The 18,906-nt window shown below is 70.0% G+C and carries 17 protein-coding genes and 1 tRNA gene; 11 read left to right on the forward strand and 7 right to left on the reverse strand.

Annotated elements, in window-relative coordinates; genetic code table 11:
* Positions 1–34 precede the first annotated feature (34 nt).
* A complete protein-coding gene (locus tag GGR12_RS11635; RefSeq protein WP_183204554.1) occupies positions 35–763 on the reverse strand; it encodes a hypothetical protein in 729 nt (242 codons plus the stop codon).
* A 147-nt stretch (positions 764–910) separates the two neighbouring features.
* Here GGR12_RS11635 and GGR12_RS11640 point away from each other — a divergent pair, with 147 nt between their 5' ends.
* Together GGR12_RS11640 and GGR12_RS11645 are read left to right on the forward strand one after the other, a co-directional pair.
* Complete coding sequence (locus GGR12_RS11640; RefSeq protein ID WP_183204555.1) at positions 911–2,062, forward strand: serine hydrolase domain-containing protein; 1,152 nt, start codon at positions 911–913, stop codon at positions 2,060–2,062.
* 69 nt (positions 2,063–2,131) lie between these two features.
* The gene (locus GGR12_RS11645) at positions 2,132–3,397 is read left to right on the forward strand and encodes an amidohydrolase family protein (RefSeq protein ID WP_183204556.1); all 1,266 of its coding nucleotides are present in this window, start codon (positions 2,132–2,134) and stop codon (positions 3,395–3,397) included.
* Here the strand turns inward: GGR12_RS11645 and GGR12_RS11650 are convergent.
* Together GGR12_RS11650 and GGR12_RS11655 are read right to left on the reverse strand one after the other, a co-directional pair.
* On the reverse strand, positions 3,394–3,864 hold the full coding sequence (locus tag GGR12_RS11650) for a nuclear transport factor 2 family protein (RefSeq protein ID WP_183204557.1): 471 nt from the start codon (positions 3,862–3,864) through the stop codon (positions 3,394–3,396). The two genes, GGR12_RS11645 and GGR12_RS11650, sit on opposite strands and share 4 nt — an antisense overlap.
* A gap of 50 nt (positions 3,865–3,914) precedes the next feature.
* Positions 3,915–4,310, reverse strand: coding sequence for a hypothetical protein (locus GGR12_RS11655; RefSeq protein ID WP_183204558.1), 396 nt, complete (start codon positions 4,308–4,310; stop codon positions 3,915–3,917).
* Positions 4,311–4,405: 95 nt separating this feature from the next.
* On the opposite strand from GGR12_RS11655, the gene queA reads away from it, so the two are divergent.
* Genes queA through tgt form a run of 3 tightly spaced genes read left to right on the forward strand, consistent with a single transcriptional unit; the run spans position 4,406 to position 7,094 of the window.
* Complete coding sequence (queA, locus tag GGR12_RS11660) at positions 4,406–5,497, forward strand: tRNA preQ1(34) S-adenosylmethionine ribosyltransferase-isomerase QueA (RefSeq protein WP_183204559.1); 1,092 nt, start codon at positions 4,406–4,408, stop codon at positions 5,495–5,497.
* Positions 5,494–5,976, forward strand: coding sequence for a hypothetical protein (locus GGR12_RS11665; RefSeq protein WP_183204560.1), 483 nt, complete (start codon positions 5,494–5,496; stop codon positions 5,974–5,976). The genes queA and GGR12_RS11665 overlap by 4 nt, the downstream gene beginning before the upstream one ends.
* On the forward strand, positions 5,973–7,094 hold the full coding sequence (tgt, locus tag GGR12_RS11670) for a tRNA guanosine(34) transglycosylase Tgt (RefSeq protein ID WP_183204561.1): 1,122 nt from the start codon (positions 5,973–5,975) through the stop codon (positions 7,092–7,094). The genes GGR12_RS11665 and tgt overlap by 4 nt, the downstream gene beginning before the upstream one ends.
* Here the strand turns inward: tgt and GGR12_RS11675 are convergent.
* From GGR12_RS11675 to GGR12_RS11685, 3 genes are all read right to left on the reverse strand, one after another.
* A complete protein-coding gene (locus GGR12_RS11675; RefSeq protein WP_183204562.1) occupies positions 7,091–7,633 on the reverse strand; it encodes a hypothetical protein in 543 nt (180 codons plus the stop codon). The two genes, tgt and GGR12_RS11675, sit on opposite strands and share 4 nt — an antisense overlap.
* A 217-nt stretch (positions 7,634–7,850) precedes the next feature.
* Positions 7,851–8,063 carry a hypothetical protein gene (locus tag GGR12_RS11680; RefSeq protein ID WP_183204563.1) on the reverse strand — a complete coding sequence of 71 codons (213 nt, stop codon included), beginning with the start codon at positions 8,061–8,063 and terminating at the stop codon, positions 7,851–7,853.
* 64 nt (positions 8,064–8,127) lie between these two features.
* Positions 8,128–8,204, reverse strand: a tRNA-Lys gene (locus GGR12_RS11685).
* A 110-nt stretch (positions 8,205–8,314) separates the two neighbouring features.
* On the opposite strand from GGR12_RS11685, the gene GGR12_RS11690 reads away from it, so the two are divergent.
* From GGR12_RS11690 to GGR12_RS11705, 4 genes are all read left to right on the forward strand, one after another.
* Complete coding sequence (locus GGR12_RS11690; protein ID WP_183204564.1) at positions 8,315–9,397, forward strand: CaiB/BaiF CoA transferase family protein; 1,083 nt, start codon at positions 8,315–8,317, stop codon at positions 9,395–9,397.
* A 189-nt stretch (positions 9,398–9,586) separates the two neighbouring features.
* Positions 9,587–9,850 (forward strand): hypothetical protein, encoded by a 264-nt coding sequence (locus tag GGR12_RS11695; RefSeq protein ID WP_183204565.1) that lies wholly within the window; start codon positions 9,587–9,589, stop codon positions 9,848–9,850.
* A 93-nt stretch (positions 9,851–9,943) separates the two neighbouring features.
* Positions 9,944–11,728: an autotransporter assembly complex protein TamA gene (locus tag GGR12_RS11700; RefSeq protein WP_246328859.1), complete on the forward strand. Its 1,785-nt coding sequence runs from the start codon at positions 9,944–9,946 to the stop codon at positions 11,726–11,728.
* On the forward strand, positions 11,725–15,957 hold the full coding sequence (locus GGR12_RS11705) for a translocation/assembly module TamB domain-containing protein (protein WP_183204566.1): 4,233 nt from the start codon (positions 11,725–11,727) through the stop codon (positions 15,955–15,957). The genes GGR12_RS11700 and GGR12_RS11705 overlap by 4 nt, the downstream gene beginning before the upstream one ends.
* Positions 15,958–16,008: 51 nt before the next feature.
* Here the strand turns inward: GGR12_RS11705 and GGR12_RS11710 are convergent, their stop codons facing one another.
* Positions 16,009–16,536, reverse strand: a complete 528-nt coding sequence (locus GGR12_RS11710; protein WP_183204567.1) for a hypothetical protein — start codon at positions 16,534–16,536, stop codon at positions 16,009–16,011.
* 105 nt (positions 16,537–16,641) lie between these two features.
* On the opposite strand from GGR12_RS11710, the gene GGR12_RS11715 reads away from it, so the two are divergent.
* Positions 16,642–17,892 carry a hydrolase gene (locus GGR12_RS11715; RefSeq protein WP_183204568.1) on the forward strand — a complete coding sequence of 417 codons (1,251 nt, stop codon included), beginning with the start codon at positions 16,642–16,644 and terminating at the stop codon, positions 17,890–17,892.
* A gap of 5 nt (positions 17,893–17,897) precedes the next feature.
* Positions 17,898–18,905, forward strand: a complete 1,008-nt coding sequence (locus GGR12_RS11720) for an arginine N-succinyltransferase (protein WP_183204569.1) — start codon at positions 17,898–17,900, stop codon at positions 18,903–18,905.
* The last annotated feature ends 1 nt before the right edge of the window (position 18,906 follow it).

Raw genomic sequence — 18,906 nt, forward strand, 5'->3', positions numbered from 1 at the left:
GGGCTTTGCAGCCTCACGGCCGCAGGGTCAACGCTCAGCCCGACGTAAACAGCCCGTACAGGGCGTGCGACACGGCCCGCCAGGCCGGCGAGTCGAATAGCAGCGCCTCGATCGTCTGCTCCAGGATCACCGGAATGCCGACGAACCACCACACCGGGTGAACGCGGCCCTCGACCAGCTTGTCCCGGATCATGGCGATGATGATCAGGGCGTCCGCGGCCACCACGGCGAACCAGATCTCGGGGCGGGGCACGCCCGGGAACCAGTGGCGCAGCCGGAACCAGGCCGGCCACAGCACGACGATGGTCGCCAGCAACATCAGCCGCTTGTGCGTCTGCGGCCGGTGACGGTTCATCACCCCGGCGATCACCAGGGCGAGGAACATCGCCATGGAGGTGAACACCCCCGGCAGGGTCGAAACGGCGAAATCCAGGTCCGCCGACAGGTCGCGCTCCACCGCATACAGGGCGACCGGAACGGCGGTGACGGCCACCACCACGGCCAGGACGGCCCCGATCGCGCCGGTCCGCGCATGGATGTCGTAGCGCCCCAGCCGGATCAGGCTGGGCTGAAGTACGAACAGCAGCACCCAGGCGAAGGCCGCGCCGCCATGCACGAACACCACCGCGGGCGCCTGGAACTCGCCCGCGCCGAGCGGCAGGAAGAAGGTCTTCGAAAAGCCGAGCACGGACACGACCAGCCCGAGCACGGCCACAGCGACGTAGAACATCGTCGCCGGCGTCTGCCTTTGCGCTTCGTTCATCCTCGCCCCCGCGATCCCCGTACCCCGTAAGGCTAACATAGGACGAACCGACAGCCAGCGTCATGCGCGCTGGCCCTGCCCCTTGTCCGGCGGCCGCATCGACGGCAACCTTCGCCGTGGAGATCGTGCGCTTTGGGAGGACGGTTCATGCTCAACCGGAGAGACGCCCTCGGGCTGACCGCCGCCGCGGCGGCCCTGCCCGCAACGGCCCTCGCCCGTCCCGCCGATCCGTGGACGTCCGTGCGCGACGCGGCCGCCCTCGCCGTGCGCGACCAGATGACGCCGGGGATGCAGCTCTCCGCCTGGTCCGGTTCGACGCCGCTGTTCAGCGAGGCTTTCGGCAGCGCCGATCTGGAAGCCGGCGCGGCCATGGCCCCGGCCAGCGTCGTCCGCATCGGCTCGGCCACCAAGACCTTCACCGCCGCCACGGTGCTCAAGCTGCAGGCCGAGGGCCTGCTGTCGATCCAGGATCCCCTCGCCCGCTTCCTGCCGGATTTCCCCCGCGCGGCCGACATCACGCTTGAGCGCTTGCTCAACCACACCGCCGGCCTGTCGAACTACACCGACGAAGGCACGCTGGAGGACATGTTCCGCACCCTGGCCACCCCGCGCTCCACCACTCAGATGGTCGATTTCCTCGCCGCCCAGCCGAAGCTGCAGCGCGTCGAGCCCGGCGCCGAATGGCACTACAGCAATACGGGCTACATCCTCCTGGGCGCCGTGATCGAGAAGGCCACGGGCCAGTCGCTGCAGGACGCAATGGCCAGCCGGCTGTTCAGCCCGCTGGGCCTGACCGCCAGCGCCGTCGACGACGAAACCGAGGTCGTGCGTGGTCGCGCCGCCGCCTACACCAACCTGCCCGGCGCCTCGGGCTTCGCCCACGCAGCCTTCGTGTCCATGAGCGCCATCGGCGGTTCCGGCGCCATGCGTTCGAGCGCGGACGATCTGTGCCGCTGGTTCACGCTGTTGCTCGGCGGACAGGCCCTGCCGCCGGACGCGCTGCGCCAGGCCCTGACGCCCGCCACGCTCGCAGGGGGCGATCCCACGCTCGACCTGGGCGATCCAGTGCAGTACGGCCTGGGCCTGTTCCTGCCCCTGCCCGGCCAGCCGCGGATCGTCACCCACACAGGGACGATCATGGGCTTCATGACCTATGTCGGCGCCGACCTGGACACGGGGATCACCACCGCCGTCGTCTTCAATACCGACAGCGGCTTCCACGGCCCCAACGGCGTCCGCACGCGGATGCGCAACATCCGCGAGGCCCTCCGGACCGCCGCGGTCGCAGCGACGGCCTGACGGTCTGAAGCCTTGACCCGCCCAATGCGAGGGCGTTCCTCGCAGAACGCCGTCACATCGAGGTTTCCCATGCGTATCCTCGCCGCCTGTCTGACCCTGCTGTCCGCCCTGCCCGTGGCGGCCCAAGAGAGCGCTCCAACCGCCACCCTCATCCGCCCCGCCGCCGTATTCGACGGCGTCGACGGCCGACGCCACGAGGGCTGGACCGTCCTGGTCGAGGGCGAGCGCATCGTCGCCGTCGGCCCTTCGGTCGCGGCCCCGCCCGGCGCCCGCGTGATCGATCTGCCCGGAGCCACGCTTCTTCCCGGCTTCATCGAAGGGCACTCGCACCTCTTCCTGCACCCCTACAACGAGGCGGCGTGGGACGATCAGGTGCTGCACGAGCCCCTGGCCCTGCGCACGGCCCGGGCCGTCGTGGCGGCGCGCGACACGTTGGACGCCGGCTTCACCACCATGCGCGATCTGGGCACCGAGGGGGCGGGCTATGCCGACGGCCTGCGTCAGGCCATCGATGAGGGAATCGTCCCCGGTCCGCGCCTGCTGGTCGCCACCCGCGCCATCGTCGCCACGGGGGCCTATGGGCCCAAAGGCTTCGAGCCCGGGGCCGGCACCCCTCTGGGGGCGGAGGAAGCCGACGACGACGAGATCGTCCGCGTGGTGCGCAGCCAGATCGGCGCGGGCGCGGATGTGATCAAACTCTACGCCGACTCGCCCTGGCGCCCCGGCGAACCCAGCCGCCCGACCTTCTCCGAGGCCGAGATGCGTCTGGCGGTCGAGACCGCCCATGCCGCCGGACGCCCGGTCTCGATCCACGCCAGCACGGCCGAGGGCATGCGCCGCGCGACCCTGGCGGGGGCCGACACCATCGAGCACGGCGATGGCGGCACGCCGGAGGTTTATCGCCTGATGGCGGAGCGCGGCGTGGTCCTGTGCCCGACGCTCGCCGCCACATACTCCAACGCGCGCTACGCCGGCTGGGACGGCGCGGAGCCCGCCCCGCCCCGCGTTCGGGCCCACCGCGACAACTTCGCGGCCGCCCGCGCCGCCGGGGTGACGATGTGCATGGGCGGCGACGTCGGCGTCTACTCTCACGGGACCAACGCCATCGAGATGGAGTTGATGACCGACTGGGGCATGCGCCCAACGGACGTGTTGATGGCGGCGACATCCGTCAACGCCGACGCCCTCGACGTCCCCGACCGGGGCCGGCTTCAACCCGGTCTGCTGGCCGATCTGGTGGCGGTCCAGGGCGACCCGACCGCGGACATCCGGGCGACGCGAAACGTCGTCTGGGTCATGAAGGGCGGCGAGGTGGTGACGGACCGCGGCCGTTAGAAGCGCGGATGCGGGTTGACGGCCATGTCCGTTGGTCCGCCCACCACGTCCCAGTGTTCGACTATGCGACAGTCCTCCACCCGGAAGATGTCAGCCAGGGCATAGACGCCGGCGCCTGGCGCCGGCGTCATACGGGCGTGAACAAAGACCAGGTCGTCCTGGGCCGCTGAACGCAGAATCTCCCAACGTGCCGTGGGCACGTCGCGAATGATCCCGCCGAGAAAGTCGACGGCGGCTTCGCGCGTGCCGCCCGGGATGTCCGGCTTGTGCTCGACGAAGTCAGGCGCAACGTAGCGCTCAAAAGCTGGCTGCGGTTGCCGCTCGACCAGCCCGAGCGTGTAGAAGGCCACAACCAGTTCGCGATTGGCGGCGGGGGAACCGTCGCAATCCGCTGCCTCTCCGGCGAGGGCGGGTCCGGCAGCAAGCGCGGTGATGCAGGCGATCAGGAAAAGGCCGGGATTGCGCATGAGCTCACAATCCAACGGTTTGCGAACCCTGTCCATGGCCGGAGCCCGCATCAGCCCTCGGCGGCGCGGGCCTCCGGCATCGGGATGCAGCGCTGGCGCGTACCGCCGGCCGCGGCCTCGACGCGCGGGGCGATCGAACTGACCGTCGTCCCGTCGGCGGCGTAGGTGGCCAGGAACTGGCAGCCCGTCTGCAGGTCGGTCAGCACATAGACGCCCGGCTGGTCGGTCGGGGCCTTGGCCAGATTGGCCGTCACCACGCCGCGCAGAGCGCCGACGGGATCGTCGACCGCCTGCTGGATCTGGTCCGTCCGCGTGTTGATTTCGTCGGCCGTGGCGCGGGCCTGGGCGGCGGTATCCTCGATCTCCTGCAGGGCGGAAGTGTCGATGTCGCAAGCCGCGACGGACAGGGCGAGCGCCGGGAAGGCGATGAGGCTGAGCAGTTTCATGCCCCCTCTATGGCGGATCGCGCGCGCCCGGTCAGGCTGACACATGGTCGCCCCGCCTTGACCCCGTCCCGTCCCCGTGGCCTTTGCGCCGCCTGATGAAGACCGCCGATTTCGACTTCGACCTGCCCGACGAGCGCATCGCCCTGCGCCCTGCGGAGCCGCGCGATTCCGCGCGCCTGCTGGTGGTTCACGGCGGCGATCTGGAGGACCGGATCATCCGCGATCTGCCGGACTTCCTGCGTCCCGGCGACGCCCTGGTGTTCAACGACACGCGGGTGATCCCGGCGCGCCTGTCCGGCGTCCGCCAGCGGCCGGGGCCCGAGGGCGAGACCCTGACCGTCGAGGTCGAGGCCACCCTGCACCACCGCGACGCCCCCGATGTCTGGTCGGCCTTCATGAAGCCCGGCAAGCGCATCAAGGAGGGCGACCGCATCCGCTTCGGCGCCGTCGCCGACGGAGCCTGCGACCTGGGCCGCCTCGACGCGACCGTGGTCGGCAAGGGCGAGGACGGGCTGGTGGCGCTGCGCTTCGACCTGACCGGGCCGGCGCTGGACGACGCCATCCGCGACGTCGGCGTCATGCCCCTGCCGCCCTACATCGCCGCCAAACGGGCCGAGGACGACCGCGACCGGTCCGACTATCAGACCATGTTCGCGCAATGGGACGGCTCGGTGGCCGCGCCGACGGCGGGGCTGCATTTCACCCCTGCTCTGCTGGAGGCGATCCGGGCGAAGGGCGTCGCGACCCACGCCGTGACCCTGCACGTCGGGGCCGGAACCTTCCTGCCGGTCAAGGCCGACGACACCGCCGACCACAAGATGCACTCAGAGTGGGGCGAGGTGTCCGCCGACACCGCCCATGCCCTGAACGCCGTGCGCGCCGCCGGCGGCCGCATCGTCTGCGTCGGCACGACCTCCCTGCGCCTGCTGGAGAGCGCGACCGACGACGACCGCGTGATCCGGCCGTTCCACGGCGACACGGCCATCTTCATCACCCCCGGCTACAGCTTCCGCGCCGCCGACGTGCTGATGACCAATTTCCACCTGCCGAAATCGACCCTGTTCATGCTGGTCAGCGCCTTCGCCGGTCTGGAGACCATGAAGGCGGCCTACGCCCACGCCATCGCCGACGGCTACCGGTTCTATTCCTACGGCGACGGCAGCCTGCTGTTCCGGCAAGCCCCATGACCGACGGCCTGCCCGAGGCGTTCCTTGACGGCCTGGACAGGCTCGCGGACGCGGCGGCCCGGGCCGGCATGCAGGATCCCTGGTGGGTGTTCGGCGGCGCGGCCATGGCCCTGGTCGGTCTGCGCGACTGGCGGGTGCCGGACATCGACGTCCTCACCAGTTCCGGCGACGCCCGACGGCTGCTCGCGGCGCTGGGCGCCGAGATCGTCACCGATCCCGGCGAAGGACAGTTTCGCTCGCGGGTCTATGGCCGCACCCGGGACGAGGCCGTGCCCATCGAGGTCATGGCCGGACTGGAGGTCCGCACCGGTCCCGACTGGAGCCCCGTCGTGTTCGAAACCCGCGTCCCTGTGGCGGCGGGCGATCATATCCTCCATATCCCGGCCCTGACCGAGCAGATCGCGGTCGCCCGCCAGTTCGGACGCCCCAAGGACCTGAGTCGGGCCGACGCCCTTGAACGACTGATCGATCCCGCATGAGCTTCCCCTTCGACATCTCCGCCACCGATGGCCGCGCGCGCACCGGCGTTCTGAAGACCCCGCGCGGCGACATCCGCACGCCCGCGTTCATGCCCGTCGGCACCGCGGCCACGGTGAAGGCGCTGACCGTCGACCAGGTGGCGCAGACCGGCGCCGACATCCTGCTGGGCAACACCTATCACCTGATGCTGCGCCCCGGTCCGGAGCGGATGGAGCGGCTGGGCGGGCTGCACAACTTCATGCGCTGGGACAAGCCGATCCTGACCGACTCGGGCGGCTTCCAGGTCATGTCCCTGTCCGGCATCTCCAAGCTGACCGAGGAGGCCGTGACCTTCTCCAGTCATATCGACGGGTCGAAGCACGTGCTGACGCCCGAGCGCTCGATCGAGATCCAGGCCGACCGGCTGGGCTCGGACATCGTCATGCAGCTGGACGAATGCGTCGCCTGGCCGGCCGAGGAAAGCCGCGCCCGCTCCGGCATGGAGCTGTCGGCGCGTTGGGCCCAACGGTCGAAGAACGCCTTCGGCACGCGTGAGACCCAGGCCCTGTTCGGCATCCAGCAGGGCTCGACCTTCCAGAACCTGCGCAAGGAATCCTCGGAGCGCCTGCAGGAGATCGGCTTCGACGGCTACGCCATCGGCGGCCTGGCCGTCGGCGAGGGCCACCAGGCGATGTGCGAGGTGCTGGACTATGCGCCGGAAATGCTGCCCGCCGATCGTCCGCGCTACCTGATGGGCGTCGGCAAGCCGGTCGATCTGGTCGAGGCGGTGTACCGCGGCGTCGACATGTTCGACTGCGTCCTGCCCACCCGCGCCGGCCGCCACGGCCAGGCCTGGACCTGGAACGGCCCCATCAACCTGAAGAACACCCGCTTCGCCGAGGATCAGGACCCGCTGGACGTCGACGTCCCCTGCCCGGCCTCGCAAGAGTATTCAAAGGCCTATCTGCACCACCTGATCCGGGCCGACGAGATCCTCGGCAAGGTGCTGCTCAGCTGGCACAACATCGCCTTCTTCCAGGCCCTGACGGCGGCCATGCGCGAGGCGATCGCGCGGGGGCGGTTCGAGGAATTCCGCCGCGACTTCCACGCCCGGCACACGTCGAACAGCGCGGGCTAGACCCGGCTGGGGCGGAACCACGCCGGCGCGGCCGGCGGGGCGCAGTTCTTCTGCATGCCCATGCCTTTCAGGAAGGCGCGTCGCATCCGTCCCGCCTGGATCGCCGACTGGACGTGGCGGCTGTGCTGTTCGGCTCCGCTGAGCTGGCGCACCCAGCTGCGGCCCGGGATGAAGTCCGTGGTGGCGTCGCGGATGGCGTCCAGCGCCGCCTTCGACGCCGCGTCGGCGGCGATCTCGCTCAGATAGGAGCCGTCCGGCGCCGGCGGCTCGTCGCTGTCCGGCCCCAGCGCCTCGTTCAGCCGCGCGATCTCGGCGCCGATGGTCGTGCACTGGTTCAGATTGCGCAGGTCATAGGGGTTCGATTCAGCCTGCAGCAGGACCGTCGGGATGTACTCCCGTCGCAGGTTCAGATCCTCCAGCGGCGCGGTCGCCGCGTCGCCGAATCCGGCGCCGAAGGTGCGCGCGCCCTCCACCGCGGAATGCCCCGCGTTGCAGGCAGCCAGAATGAGAAGGGTCGGAAGCAGGAAGAGACGACGCATCGCCTCTTCAACCATGGCCACGCCTGTAACGGAAGCGTCCGCCGATTCGCCTTTTCACGAGCGCCAAACAGCGTACCTTCGCTGCATCATGCTCCAGACGATCCAGTCATGGCTTGCCCGGTTCACCTGCAAGCACGAGTACAGATACAGCCGGTCAAAGCCGGGCACGCTTGTCTGCAAGAAGTGCCGTGCGCGACGAAAGCCGCCGCGCTAGGCCTCAGTTGCCGTCGGCGGAGCCGGTCTTCAGGCGTTGGCGATTGCCCTCGATAGTCTTCCGGCCCTGGATGGAATCCTTGGCCCGATGGCTCAGCCGGTTGTCGTGGGTCCCGCCCTGCTGGACGTCGGAGGCGCCCAGGGGCTCCCCGTCCTCATCCACGTAATCCTCAGCCGAGACGAAGGCACGTGGCTCTTCGACGTTCCGATTCGGCATCGCAATCTCCTTTGGGTGTCATCCGACAAACCCAACGACCGCCTGCTAGTTCCGGAAAAGGCGATGGTACGTCCTCTCGGGCTCGAACCGAGGACCCTCTGATTAAAAGTCAGATGCTCTAACCAACTGAGCTAAGGACGCACATCGAACCGGCCCGCACTTGCGAACCGGCGACGCGCCTTCTGGTTCATAGCGTGGCCGGGGTCAAGCGTCGCCTCGACGCTTATGAACGGACAAGCTAGGCAAGTGGCATGAAACCCCTCTCCGGCCTGCGCATCCTTGAGTTCGACGGCCTCGGTCCGGTGACCTTCGCCGGCATGGTCCTGGCCGACATGGGAGCCGAAATTCTGCGCCTGACGCGCAACGCATCGGCCGGGGCGGCGGTCATCAGCGAGGTGGGCGGCGAGGTCATGCATCGCGGTCGCGCCGCCGTCGGCGTCAATCTGAAGGATTCGGCCGACCACGCCCGCGTGCTGGATCTCATCGCCGGCGCCGATGCCCTGATCGAAGGCTTCCGCCCGGGCGTCATGGAGCGGCTGGGGCTGGGGCCCGACATCGTCGCCGCGCGAAACCCCCGCCTGGTCTACGGCCGCATCACCGGCTGGGGCCAGACCGGACCCAAGGCGGATCAGGTCGGGCACGACATCAACTACGCCGCCCTGTCCGGCGCCCTGCACCCGATGGGCGAGCCGGACCGCCCGCCTCGCCCGCCCCTGAACCTCGTCGCCGACTACGGCGGCGGGGCCATGTTCCTGGTCACCGGCGTGCTCGCGGGCCTGCTGGAGGCGAAGACCACCGGCCGGGGACGCGTCGTCGATGCGGCCATGACCGACGGCTCGGCCCTTCTGACCAGCCTGTTCCACGCCCTGGGCGCGCGCGAGCTGTGGAGCGACACCCGCGGAGCCAATCTTCTGGACGGCGGCGCGCCCTTCTATCGCTGCTACGCCTGTCGCGACGGCCGCTTCGTCGCGGTCGGCGCGCTGGAGCCGCAGTTCTACGCCGCCCTGATCGCCGGCCTGGGCCTGACGGCCGAAGAGGCGCCCCAGTTCGACATGGCCGGCTGGCCCGCCCTGCACGCCCGATTCGAAACCCTGTTCGCCGCTCGCGACCGCGACGACTGGACCGCGCATTTCGAGGGCACGGACGCCTGCGTCACGCCTGTCCTGACGTTGCACGAGGCCCCGCTGCATCCCCACAACCTGGCGCGAGGGACCTTCGCGCTCCAGCCCGTGCCACAGCCGGCCCCCGCCCCGCGCTTCGGCCAGACGCCGCCGACGCCCGCGCCGCAGCCGGCCCCTCTCTCGCTGGACGAGGCGCTGAACCTCTGGCGCTGAGACGGTTCGGGAGCCGTCACGGAAATTTCTCCGTGCGCGGTCTCTCGCAGGTGGTGACCCGCGCGCGGTTCACAGCTAGAGGCTGAAGCTTGAGCAGACGCGCGCAAGATGCGTCAAAGCTGAACCGCTCTATTGGAACAGGCGAAACGGCCAAGCGTTTGAAGGCCGAATCCGGGGGAGACGCCGAATATGAAACGCATTGTTGCCCTTCTGGCCCTCACCGGCGCTTTCGCGGTCGCTGCATGCGACGATCCGCGCCCGGTCGAGGACGACATGTCGACCGAAATGACGGTCGAAACGCCGGTGGCTCCGGCCGCCGAAGACGCCGGCGTCCCTGCAGACGCCACCGCGCCGACCACTCCGCCGCCGCCGACCGACTCGACGACCATGCCCTCCGAGAAGCGGACCTCGGAAGAGTCCGTCCAGCCGGAAAGCGAGACCCTGTTCTACTAGGCCGCGATCGAGGCGGTTCCCCTGCGGGCGAAGACGGCGGCCGGCGAGCGCGGCCAGTGATTTGGGCGTTCGCCCGCTGACGAAGGTTCGAGTTTGAAGCAAGGGCCCGCCTTCTTCCTGTTCAGCGTGGCGGGCCTGGCCTTCGCGTCCGCCGCAGCGGCCGATCCGCGCGCCCAGATCCGCGGCGAAATGGACGCCGACCTCCGTGAACAACTGGTCCGGGCGGTGGGCGAAGTCGATGGTCCTCCGGCCAACCGCTTCGAGGCGCGCGGACGCGCCCGTTCCGCCATGCAGGCGGCCGAAGCGCTGCTGCGGTCCGAAGGCTACTACCAGCCCGTTCTCGAAGACGAGGTCGAGGGCGAAGAGAACCCGATCGCCATCGTCACCGTCGTGCCCGGCCGTCGCTTCCTCATCGCCAATCCGGCGGTGCGCTGGATCGAACCCGAGCCCGACCCGACGAATGCCGCCACGGCCATCAGTGAAATGGGACTCACGCCTGGCGATCCGGGCCGCGCCGTCGAGGTGATCGCGGCCGAGGGCCGGATCGTCGCCGGCCTGAACCGCCGTGGCTACGCCGACGCCAAGGCCGAGCCGCGCCGGGTGGTGGTCGACCACGCGACCTTCAGCGTCCAGCCGACCTACAACATCGCCTCCGGCCAGCTGGTCCGCCTCGACGGCATCCGGATGGAGACCCGCGGACCGACCAACGCCCAATGGGTCGCGGGCCTGGCGCCCTGGTCCGAGGGCGACGTCTACGATCCCGAGGACGTCGCCGAGCTGGAGCGCCGGCTGCTGGACACAGGCGTCTATGACGGCGTCGGCGTGGCCCTCGCCCCCGTCGACCAGACCACCGCCGACGGCCACCGGCCGATCATCGTCACCCTCACCGACCGCCCGCGCCGCATTCTTGAGGCGGGCGCCACCTTCTCGACCTCCGGCGGCTCCGGCGTCGACGCCCACTGGACCTGGTACAACCGCTTCGGCCGCGCCGACACCCTGGTCTGGGAAGCCCGGCTGACCGATCTGGACAGCCGGTTGGGCGGCAGTCTCAGCCTGCCGCACTGGCGCAATCCGGGTCAGACCCTGACCCTGGCCGGCGCGCTGGTGAACGAGGACACCGACGCCTACCGGCGCACCGCCCTGACCGCCTCGGCCGACCTGCGCCAGCGCCTCGGCAAGACCTCGTGGTTCAGCTACGGCATCGCCCTCGACGCGGGGCGGTACAACGAGAACCGGTTCGATCCCGACACCCAGCAGCCCGTCACCCTCGACCGCGATCTGGTCATCCTGACCGGCCGCGGCGGCTTCTTCATGGATCGCTCGGACGATCCGCTGAACCCCACCACCGGTTGGCGACTGCTGGCCTCGGCCCAGCCGACTGCGGTGACCGGCGAGGACACGGTCTTCTTCCTTCGCGCCGAGTCCCAGGCGACGGCCTATATCCCGTTGCAGCAGGCAAAGACCGTGCTGGCCGGCCGGGTGCGCATCGGTTCGATCGTCGGCGGGTCAGAACTGACGGTCCCCTCCGACCGCCTTTTCTATTCGGGCGGCGGCGGCTCGGTCCGCGGCTATGAGTTCCAGGGCATCAACCCCCGACTGCCGGACAACACGCCCCGCGGCGGTCTCAGCCTGTTCGAGGCGTCGGCCGAGGTGCGCCGCACCGTCTGGCGCAATCTTCAGGCCGTGGCCTTCGTCGACGCGGGCGCCATCGGCTTCCAGGAGATTCCGAACCTCAACAACACCCGCTATGGCGCGGGCTTCGGCGTGCGCTACCTGCTGTCCTTCGGTCCGATCCGCGCCGACATCGCCTTCCCGCTCGACAAGCGTGAGGGCGACGCCGACTTCCAGGTCTACGTCAGCATCGGACAGGCGTTTTGACCGAGGTCCCGCCCCCGTCCGACGCGCCTGAAGCGCCCGACACGCCCGCCAAGAAGGCGAAGCGCAAACGCACGCGCCTGCAGGCCCTGGCCTTCTTCGCGGGCATGGGCCTGGCGGTCCTCGCCGCCGTGCTGGTCGTCGCCCTGGTCGGGGGGCGCATGTACCTGCTGTCCGGACCGGGCCGGGAGCTGGTCACCAGCTTCGTCGCCGGCAAGAAGGTCGGTCGCTACGGCCGCATCAACGTCGAGGGCGTGAAGGGCGATCTCTTCGACGACTTCACCATCGACCGCGTCACCATCACCGACGCCAAGGGCGTCTGGCTGGACGCGCGCCAGGTCCGGGTCGACTGGAACTGGTGGCCGCTGGTCACGCGCCGCTTCCACGCCACGAACATCGAAGCCGACGTCATCCGGCTGATCCGCCGCCCGGAGGTGGAGCCGCCGACGACCCCGCCGGGCCCGCAGGCCCTGTCCATCGACATCGACCGCTTCGCCGCCGACGTCGAACTGCTGGAGAATTTCAGCAAGGAATACGGCCGCTGGAACCTGTCCGGCGACGCGAACATCCCGCGCAGCGGGGCCAAGAATTTCACCGTCAATGCACTCAGCAACAGCCGGCCAGGCGACTATCTGCGGGTTCGCGCCACCCTGGGCGACGATATCGCCGACACCCGTCTGAACCTGCAGGCCAACGAGGCCGGCGGCGGTCCCATCGCCGGCGCGCTGGGCTATTCGCCGGACGAGCCGTTCCGAGCCTATGCCGTCGTCAACGGGCGCATCGTCGACGCCATGGTCCGCACCGGCGACTTCACGCCGCTCAGGATCACCGGCCGCTACGGGCCGAAGGAAGCCCGCATTTCCGGTTTCCTCGACTTCTCGGGCTCGGATCTGCTGGAGCCGTTCGCGGAGCGGATTGGCCGCACCGCGCGCTTCGGCTTCGCCACCTCGCCCGACCGCGATAGCGATGGCTTGCAAGGCGTCGGCTGGCGGCTGCTGTCCGACAACCTGAACTCCGGGGCCAGCGGCGAAATCCGGATGAGCGACCGCAGCAGCCCGGACGGCATCCGTCTGGACGTCTCGACCCCGTCCCTCAGCCGGCTGGTCGGGCGTCCGGCGGCGGGACGGGCCGCCTATGCGGGCCTGTTCAAGGGCGACGCGACCAACTGGACCCTGAACGGGACGGTCGACCTGATGGGCGTCAACGCCGTCAGCTATCGGGCGCAACGGCTGCAGGGGCCCCTGAACCTCCAGGTCCGCGCCGGGCGCATGGATCTGGAAGGCGACATCCGGGCCACTGGCGGCTCGACGGCGGGCATTATCGGCGGTCTGCTCGGCGCCCGACCCCGGGTCCAGTTCGAGGCGGTCCGCCAGACCGACGGAGCCATCCTGCTCGAACGGATCGACGCGGCCGGTCAGGCGATCAAGGTCACCGGCTCGGGCGGGCGCAATCTGATGGGTGGGCTCGGCTTCCGCGGCCAGGTCGACATCACCGACGCCTCGAAAATCCATGGCGGCGCCAGCGGAGCCTTCGGCGGCCCGGTCGCCGCCTCGACCACCCGCAGCGGCGCCCCGTGGCGCCTCACCTTCGACGCGCGCGGCCGTCGGCTGGCGACCGGTCTGGGCGAGCTCGACCGTCTGCTGGGCCAGACGCCCAGGCTCAAGGCCACCGGCGCGCTCAACAACGGTCGCATCGAGATCGAACAGGCCGACCTCACCGGCGCCCAGGGCTCGGCGGGGGCCCGGGGTCTGATCGAGAACGACGGACGCCTGCGTCTGGCCCTGAACTGGAACGCGCGCGGCCCCTTCGGCGTCGGCCCGGTGGCGATCGACGGCGCCATGACCGGCGACGGGGCCCTGACCGGCACGCTGGCCCAGCCGCGCGCCGACCTGCGCGCCGGCTTCGGCCGCGTCAGCGCCGGCGGGCTGACCCTGACCGACGCGGACATGATCCTCAGCTTCCGCCGCGGTCGCGACGCCTCCGACGGACGCATCGCCGTCACCGCGGGATCGAACTTCGGTCCCGCCAGGGCCAGCGGCAACTTCTTCCTCGGCGGCGACCGCATCCGCCTGACCGACGTCGATCTGGACGCCGGCGGCGTCACCGCCCAGGGCGCGATCGCCCTGTCCAACCGCATCCCGTCCAGCGCCGACCTGACCTTCACCGCCCGCCCCGGCGCCTTCCTGGCCTCCGGCGAGGTCGAGGGCCGCGTGCGCCTGACCGAAGGAGGCGGCGCCGAAACCGCCATCCTCGACGTCAGCGGGCGCAACGTCCGCCTCGCGGGCTCGACCTGGGTGATCAAGTCGCTGGATCTGAACGGCAGCGGCACGCTCGACCGCCTGCCCTTCACGCTCAAGGCCGACGTCGGCGGGGCCACGCCGGTCTCGTTCGACGGCACGGGCGTCTATTCGCGCGACGGCGCGGCGCAGTCCGTCATTCTCGACGGTTCGGGCAGCGTCCGCGACATCGACTTCACCACCCGCAGCCCCGCTGTGATCGCCTTCGCCGGGGACGGCCGGGTCGCCCGCGTCGATCTGGGCGTCGGCGGCGGCGTGCTGACCGGCGAGTACCGCCAGGATTCCCGCGCCGCCGTCATCGAGGCCAATCTGACCAGCGTCGAGCTGGGCTCGCTGGCGCCCGATGTGCGCGGCCGCGTCACCGGCAACCTGTCGCTGCGCGGGGCCGGCGACGACCTGTCGGGATCGGCCAACGTCAAACTCGAGGACCTGCGCAGCATCGACGCGCCCCGCGGCCTTGAGGTCGACGGCACGGTGACGGCGACTCTCGCCAACAACACCCTGCACCTGCAGGCCGAGGCGACCGACGAGACGGCGCTCCAGGCCCGGGCCGACATCACCCTGCCGGTCGAGGCGTCGGCGGCGCCGCTGCGTCTCGCCATCGCCCGCACCCGCGCCATGGAAGGCGATGTCGCCATCACGGGCCAGATCCAGCCGATCTGGGACCTGCTGCTCGGCGGGGAACGGTCGCTGGCCGGCGAGGTCGATGTTCGCGCCAGCCTGGCCGGCACGCTCAACGAGCCGCGCATCAACGGACGCTTCGACCTCAAGGAGGGCGCCTTCCGCGACAACGCCACGGGCCTGCGGCTGCAGGACATGACCCTGGCCAGCCGCTTCGACGACACCACCGCGCTGATCGAGACCTTCGCAGCGACCGACGGACACGGCGGATCGGTGGCGGGCAACGGCCGGATCGGGCTGCGGCAGGGATCGGGCTCCAGCTTCCAGCTGGCCCTGACCCGGTTCCGGATCATCGACAATGACCTGGCCGTCGCCCGCGCCTCCGGTCCGCTGACCGTGGTCCGCGCCGAGGACGGCAACATCCAGCTGGCCGGCCGGATCGACATCGACGACGCCCGCATCAGCGCCAATCCGCCGGGCTCGAACGGCATCGTCCGCATGGACGTCATCGAGGTGAACCGCCCCGGCGGCGATATCCCCGAAGACGAGCAGAACCGGCCTCGCGGTCCGCAGATCGGCCTCGACGTCACCATCCGCTCGCCCGGCGGCGACGTCCGCATCGTCGGGCGCGGCCTGAATGTCGAGATGAGCGTCTTCGCCCGGGTCACCGGCACCATCAGCCGCCCCGTCCTGACCGGCAACGCCCGCGTGGTGCGCGGCGACTACGACTTCGCCGGCAAGCGTTTCGTCTTCGACGACAGCGGCACCGTCAGCCTGTCGACCAATCCGGAGCAGATCCGTCTCAATCTGACGGCCACGCGAGAGGATCCGACGCTGACGGCCACGGTCCGCGTCACCGGCACCGCCGCCCAGCCCGAGATCGCCCTGAGCTCGACGCCGGTCCTGCCCCAGGACGAGATACTGTCGCAGGTGCTGTTCGGTCGCTCGGCCTCGCAACTGTCGCCGTTCGAGGCGGCCCAGCTGGCGGCGGGCGTGGCCTCGCTCGCGGGCGGCGGCGGCTTTGATGTGATCGGAAATCTGCGCGAGCTGGCCGGACTGGACCGTCTGTCCTTCGGCGGCGAGGCGTCGAGCATGACCGTCGCCGGCGGGCGCTACATCAGCGACAACGTCTATCTGGAGATCATCGGCGGCGGCGAGGGCGGCGGCGAGGTCAACGTCGAATGGCGCGTGCGCCGCAACGTGACCGTCAGTTCCTCCGTCACGGCGGAGGGCGACACCAATATTTCGATCCGCTGGCGCCGGCAGTCGCGGCAACCCGGAACGGCCCGAGAGGACCGGCGGCAGAGCCGCTGAGCAAAACAGAACGGGCGGCGATCGCGAGACCGCCGCCCGAACTTTCAGTCCTTACCGCGCGGCTTCGAAGCGCAGCTTGTCCAGTTTCGCAGCGCCGCGGATGCCCGCGATGTGCAGGACCATCTGGATCACCAGGATGATCAGGCCGATCACCACCTGCCACATCGGCGTGGCGGCGGTTTCAGGCATGTTCGGGCTGCCGGCCATCACCAGTCCGAAGATTCCCGAGACCAGGCCGAACGCGACCAGGATCACGAAGATGATCGGGATGACGATATTGGGCTTGGCCCACTGCACCAGGCCGATGACCAGCTGAATGACGACCAGGCCGACGGACAGCCACAGAGCGAACTGGGTCAGCGGTCCGGCCATTCCGGCCATCTCCGGGGTTTCGGCCGAGGCCTGGGCCATGGCGGCCTCCATGACGGCCTGACCGGCGGTCATGATGTAGATGATCCCGACGAGGCCCCACGCGACGCCCAGAAAAATGGCGATCGCGCTGGCGCGGGCGGCGGCCGTGGCCTCCGCCTCGGTCTTGATCAGCGATGTCGGATTCATCGCCTTCGTCCAGTCAGTCATCCAGTGTCCTCCCTTGGATAGGGGGAAAGGGTTACCCGGACTCGTCCCGAGTCGGAAGTTACGCTCGCTTCACCTTTGCCGCCGGCCCGGCTAGGGTCCGGCCGCATGCGGATTCTGCCCTCTGACCAGACCGTGCTCGACCACGTCGCGGCGCGCGAGACCGCCATCATCGGCCGTGCGATCGAGTGGGCGAACGTCAACTCGGGCAGTCGCAACGCCGAGGGGCTGAACGCCGTGCTGGCGCTGCTGGAAGCCGGGGCCCGCAGCCTGCCGGCGACCGTCGAGCGCATCCCCACCCGCGGCTCCACCACCGTCGCCGACGACGGCTCGGTCCGCGCCGAGGCCCATGCGGACGCGCTGAAGATCACCTGCCGCCCCGACGCCCCGCTGCAGGTCGTCCTGACCGGCCACTACGACACCGTCTTCCCCGCCGAGAGCGCCTTTCAGACCGTGACCACCCGCGCCGACGGCGCCCTGAACGGTCCCGGCATCGCCGACATGAAGGGCGGCATCTCCGTCCTGCTGGCGGCGCTGGAGGCCTTCGAGACGCATCCCGACCACGGCCGCGTCGGCTGGACCGTGCTGCTGTCACCCGACGAGGAGATCGGCTCGCCCGCTTCCGCTCCGCTGCTGGCCGAACTCGGCGCACGCGGCCACGTCGGCATGACCTATGAGCCCGCGCTGGCTGACGGCACCCTGGCCGGCGAGCGCAAGGGCAGCGGCAACTACCATCTGATCGTCACCGGCAAGGCGGCCCACGCCGGCCGCGCCTTCCACGAGGGCGCCAACGCCGTCGCCGGCGCCGCCATCATCGCGGGCCGCCTGCACGCCCTGAACGGCCAGCGCGAGGGCGTCACGGTCAATGTCGCCAAGATTTCGGGCGGCGGGCCGCTCAACGTCGTCGCCGACAACGCCGTGGTCCGCTTCAACGTCCGCGTCCCCGATGCCCAGGCCTCGGCATGGATCTCGGAGACGGTGCGTCAGATCGCCGCCGAGCCGCCCTTCCCCGGCCTGACCCTGGACCTGCACGGCGGCATGACCCGCGCGCCCAAGCCGATGGACGCGAGCCAGACCGCCCTGTTCGAAGCCGTGCGCGACACCGGCGCCTTGTTGGGCCAGACCATCGCCTGGAAGCCCTCGGGCGGCGTCTGCGAGGGTAACAACCTGCACGCCGCCGGCCTGCCGAACATCGACACCCTCGGCGTCCTGGGCGGCGACATCCATTCCGACCAGGAGTTCGCCTGGCCCGCCAGCTTCGTCGAACGGGCCCAGCTGTCAGCGCTGATCCTGTGCAAGATCGCCTCGGGCGAGATCGACGCCCTGAAACTGAAGTCCCTGCGTCTGGAGACGATGTAACCCCCATGCTCGTCGTCCGACCCGCAGCGCCTGCCGACCTCGACCACCTGCTGGAGCTGGCCATCCTGTCCGGCCCCGGCTTCACCAGCCTGCCCGAGGATCCGGACCAGCTGGCGGAACGCCTCGACCTCAGCCGCGACAGCTTCACCGGCGCCATCAAGCCGCAGGACCGCTGGTACACACTGATGCTGGAGGAGTCGGAGACCGGCGACGTCGACGGCGTCGGCTCGGTCAAGGCGGCGGTCGGCCTGCACCGCCCGTTCTTCTCGTTCCGCGTGGTCAACAACGCCCAGTCGTCGCCGTCGCTCGGCATCAAGCTGGAACAGAAGACCCTGGTGCTGGTCAACGAATGCACCGGCTGGACCGAGGTCGGATCGCTGTTCCTCAAGGCCGACCGGCGCAAGGGCGGTGCGGGCCGCCTGCTCAGCCAGTCGCGCTACATGCTGATCGGCGCCGAACCGGAGCTGTTCGCCGACAACGTCCTGGCCGAGCTGCGTGGGGTCTTCACCCCCGACGGCGCCTGTCCGTTCTGGGATCACGTCGCGAGCAAATTCTTCCCGATGGAATTCGACGAGGCCGACCGGCTGACCGGTTCGACCGACAAGCAGTTCATCCTCGACCTTTCGCCGCGCCATCCGATCTACATCGAGCTGCTGCCCGAGCCTGCGCGCGCCGTGATCGGCAAGGTCCACCCCCAGGGCGTCCCCGCCATGGCCCTGCTGGAGAGCGAGGGCTTCCGCCCCAACGGTCTGGTCGACATCTTCGACGCCGGTCCGACCGTGGCCTGCGGTCGCGACAACATCCGCACCGTCCGTGACGCGCGTCGCCTGACCGTGGCGATCTCCGAAGAGGTCAATGCCGAGTTGCCCGCCCTGATCTCGACGGACAGCGTCAGCGGCTTCCGCGCCGTCCGACAGCGCGCCTACATCGAGGGCGACGTCGCCACCCTGACCCGCGAAACCGCCGACGCCCTCAAGGTGCGGGCGGGCGAGACCGTGCGCGTAAAGACCTGAA

The sequence above is a fragment of the Brevundimonas lenta genome, from assembly GCF_014196335.1.
Taxonomy (GTDB): Bacteria; Pseudomonadota; Alphaproteobacteria; order Caulobacterales; family Caulobacteraceae; genus Brevundimonas; species Brevundimonas lenta.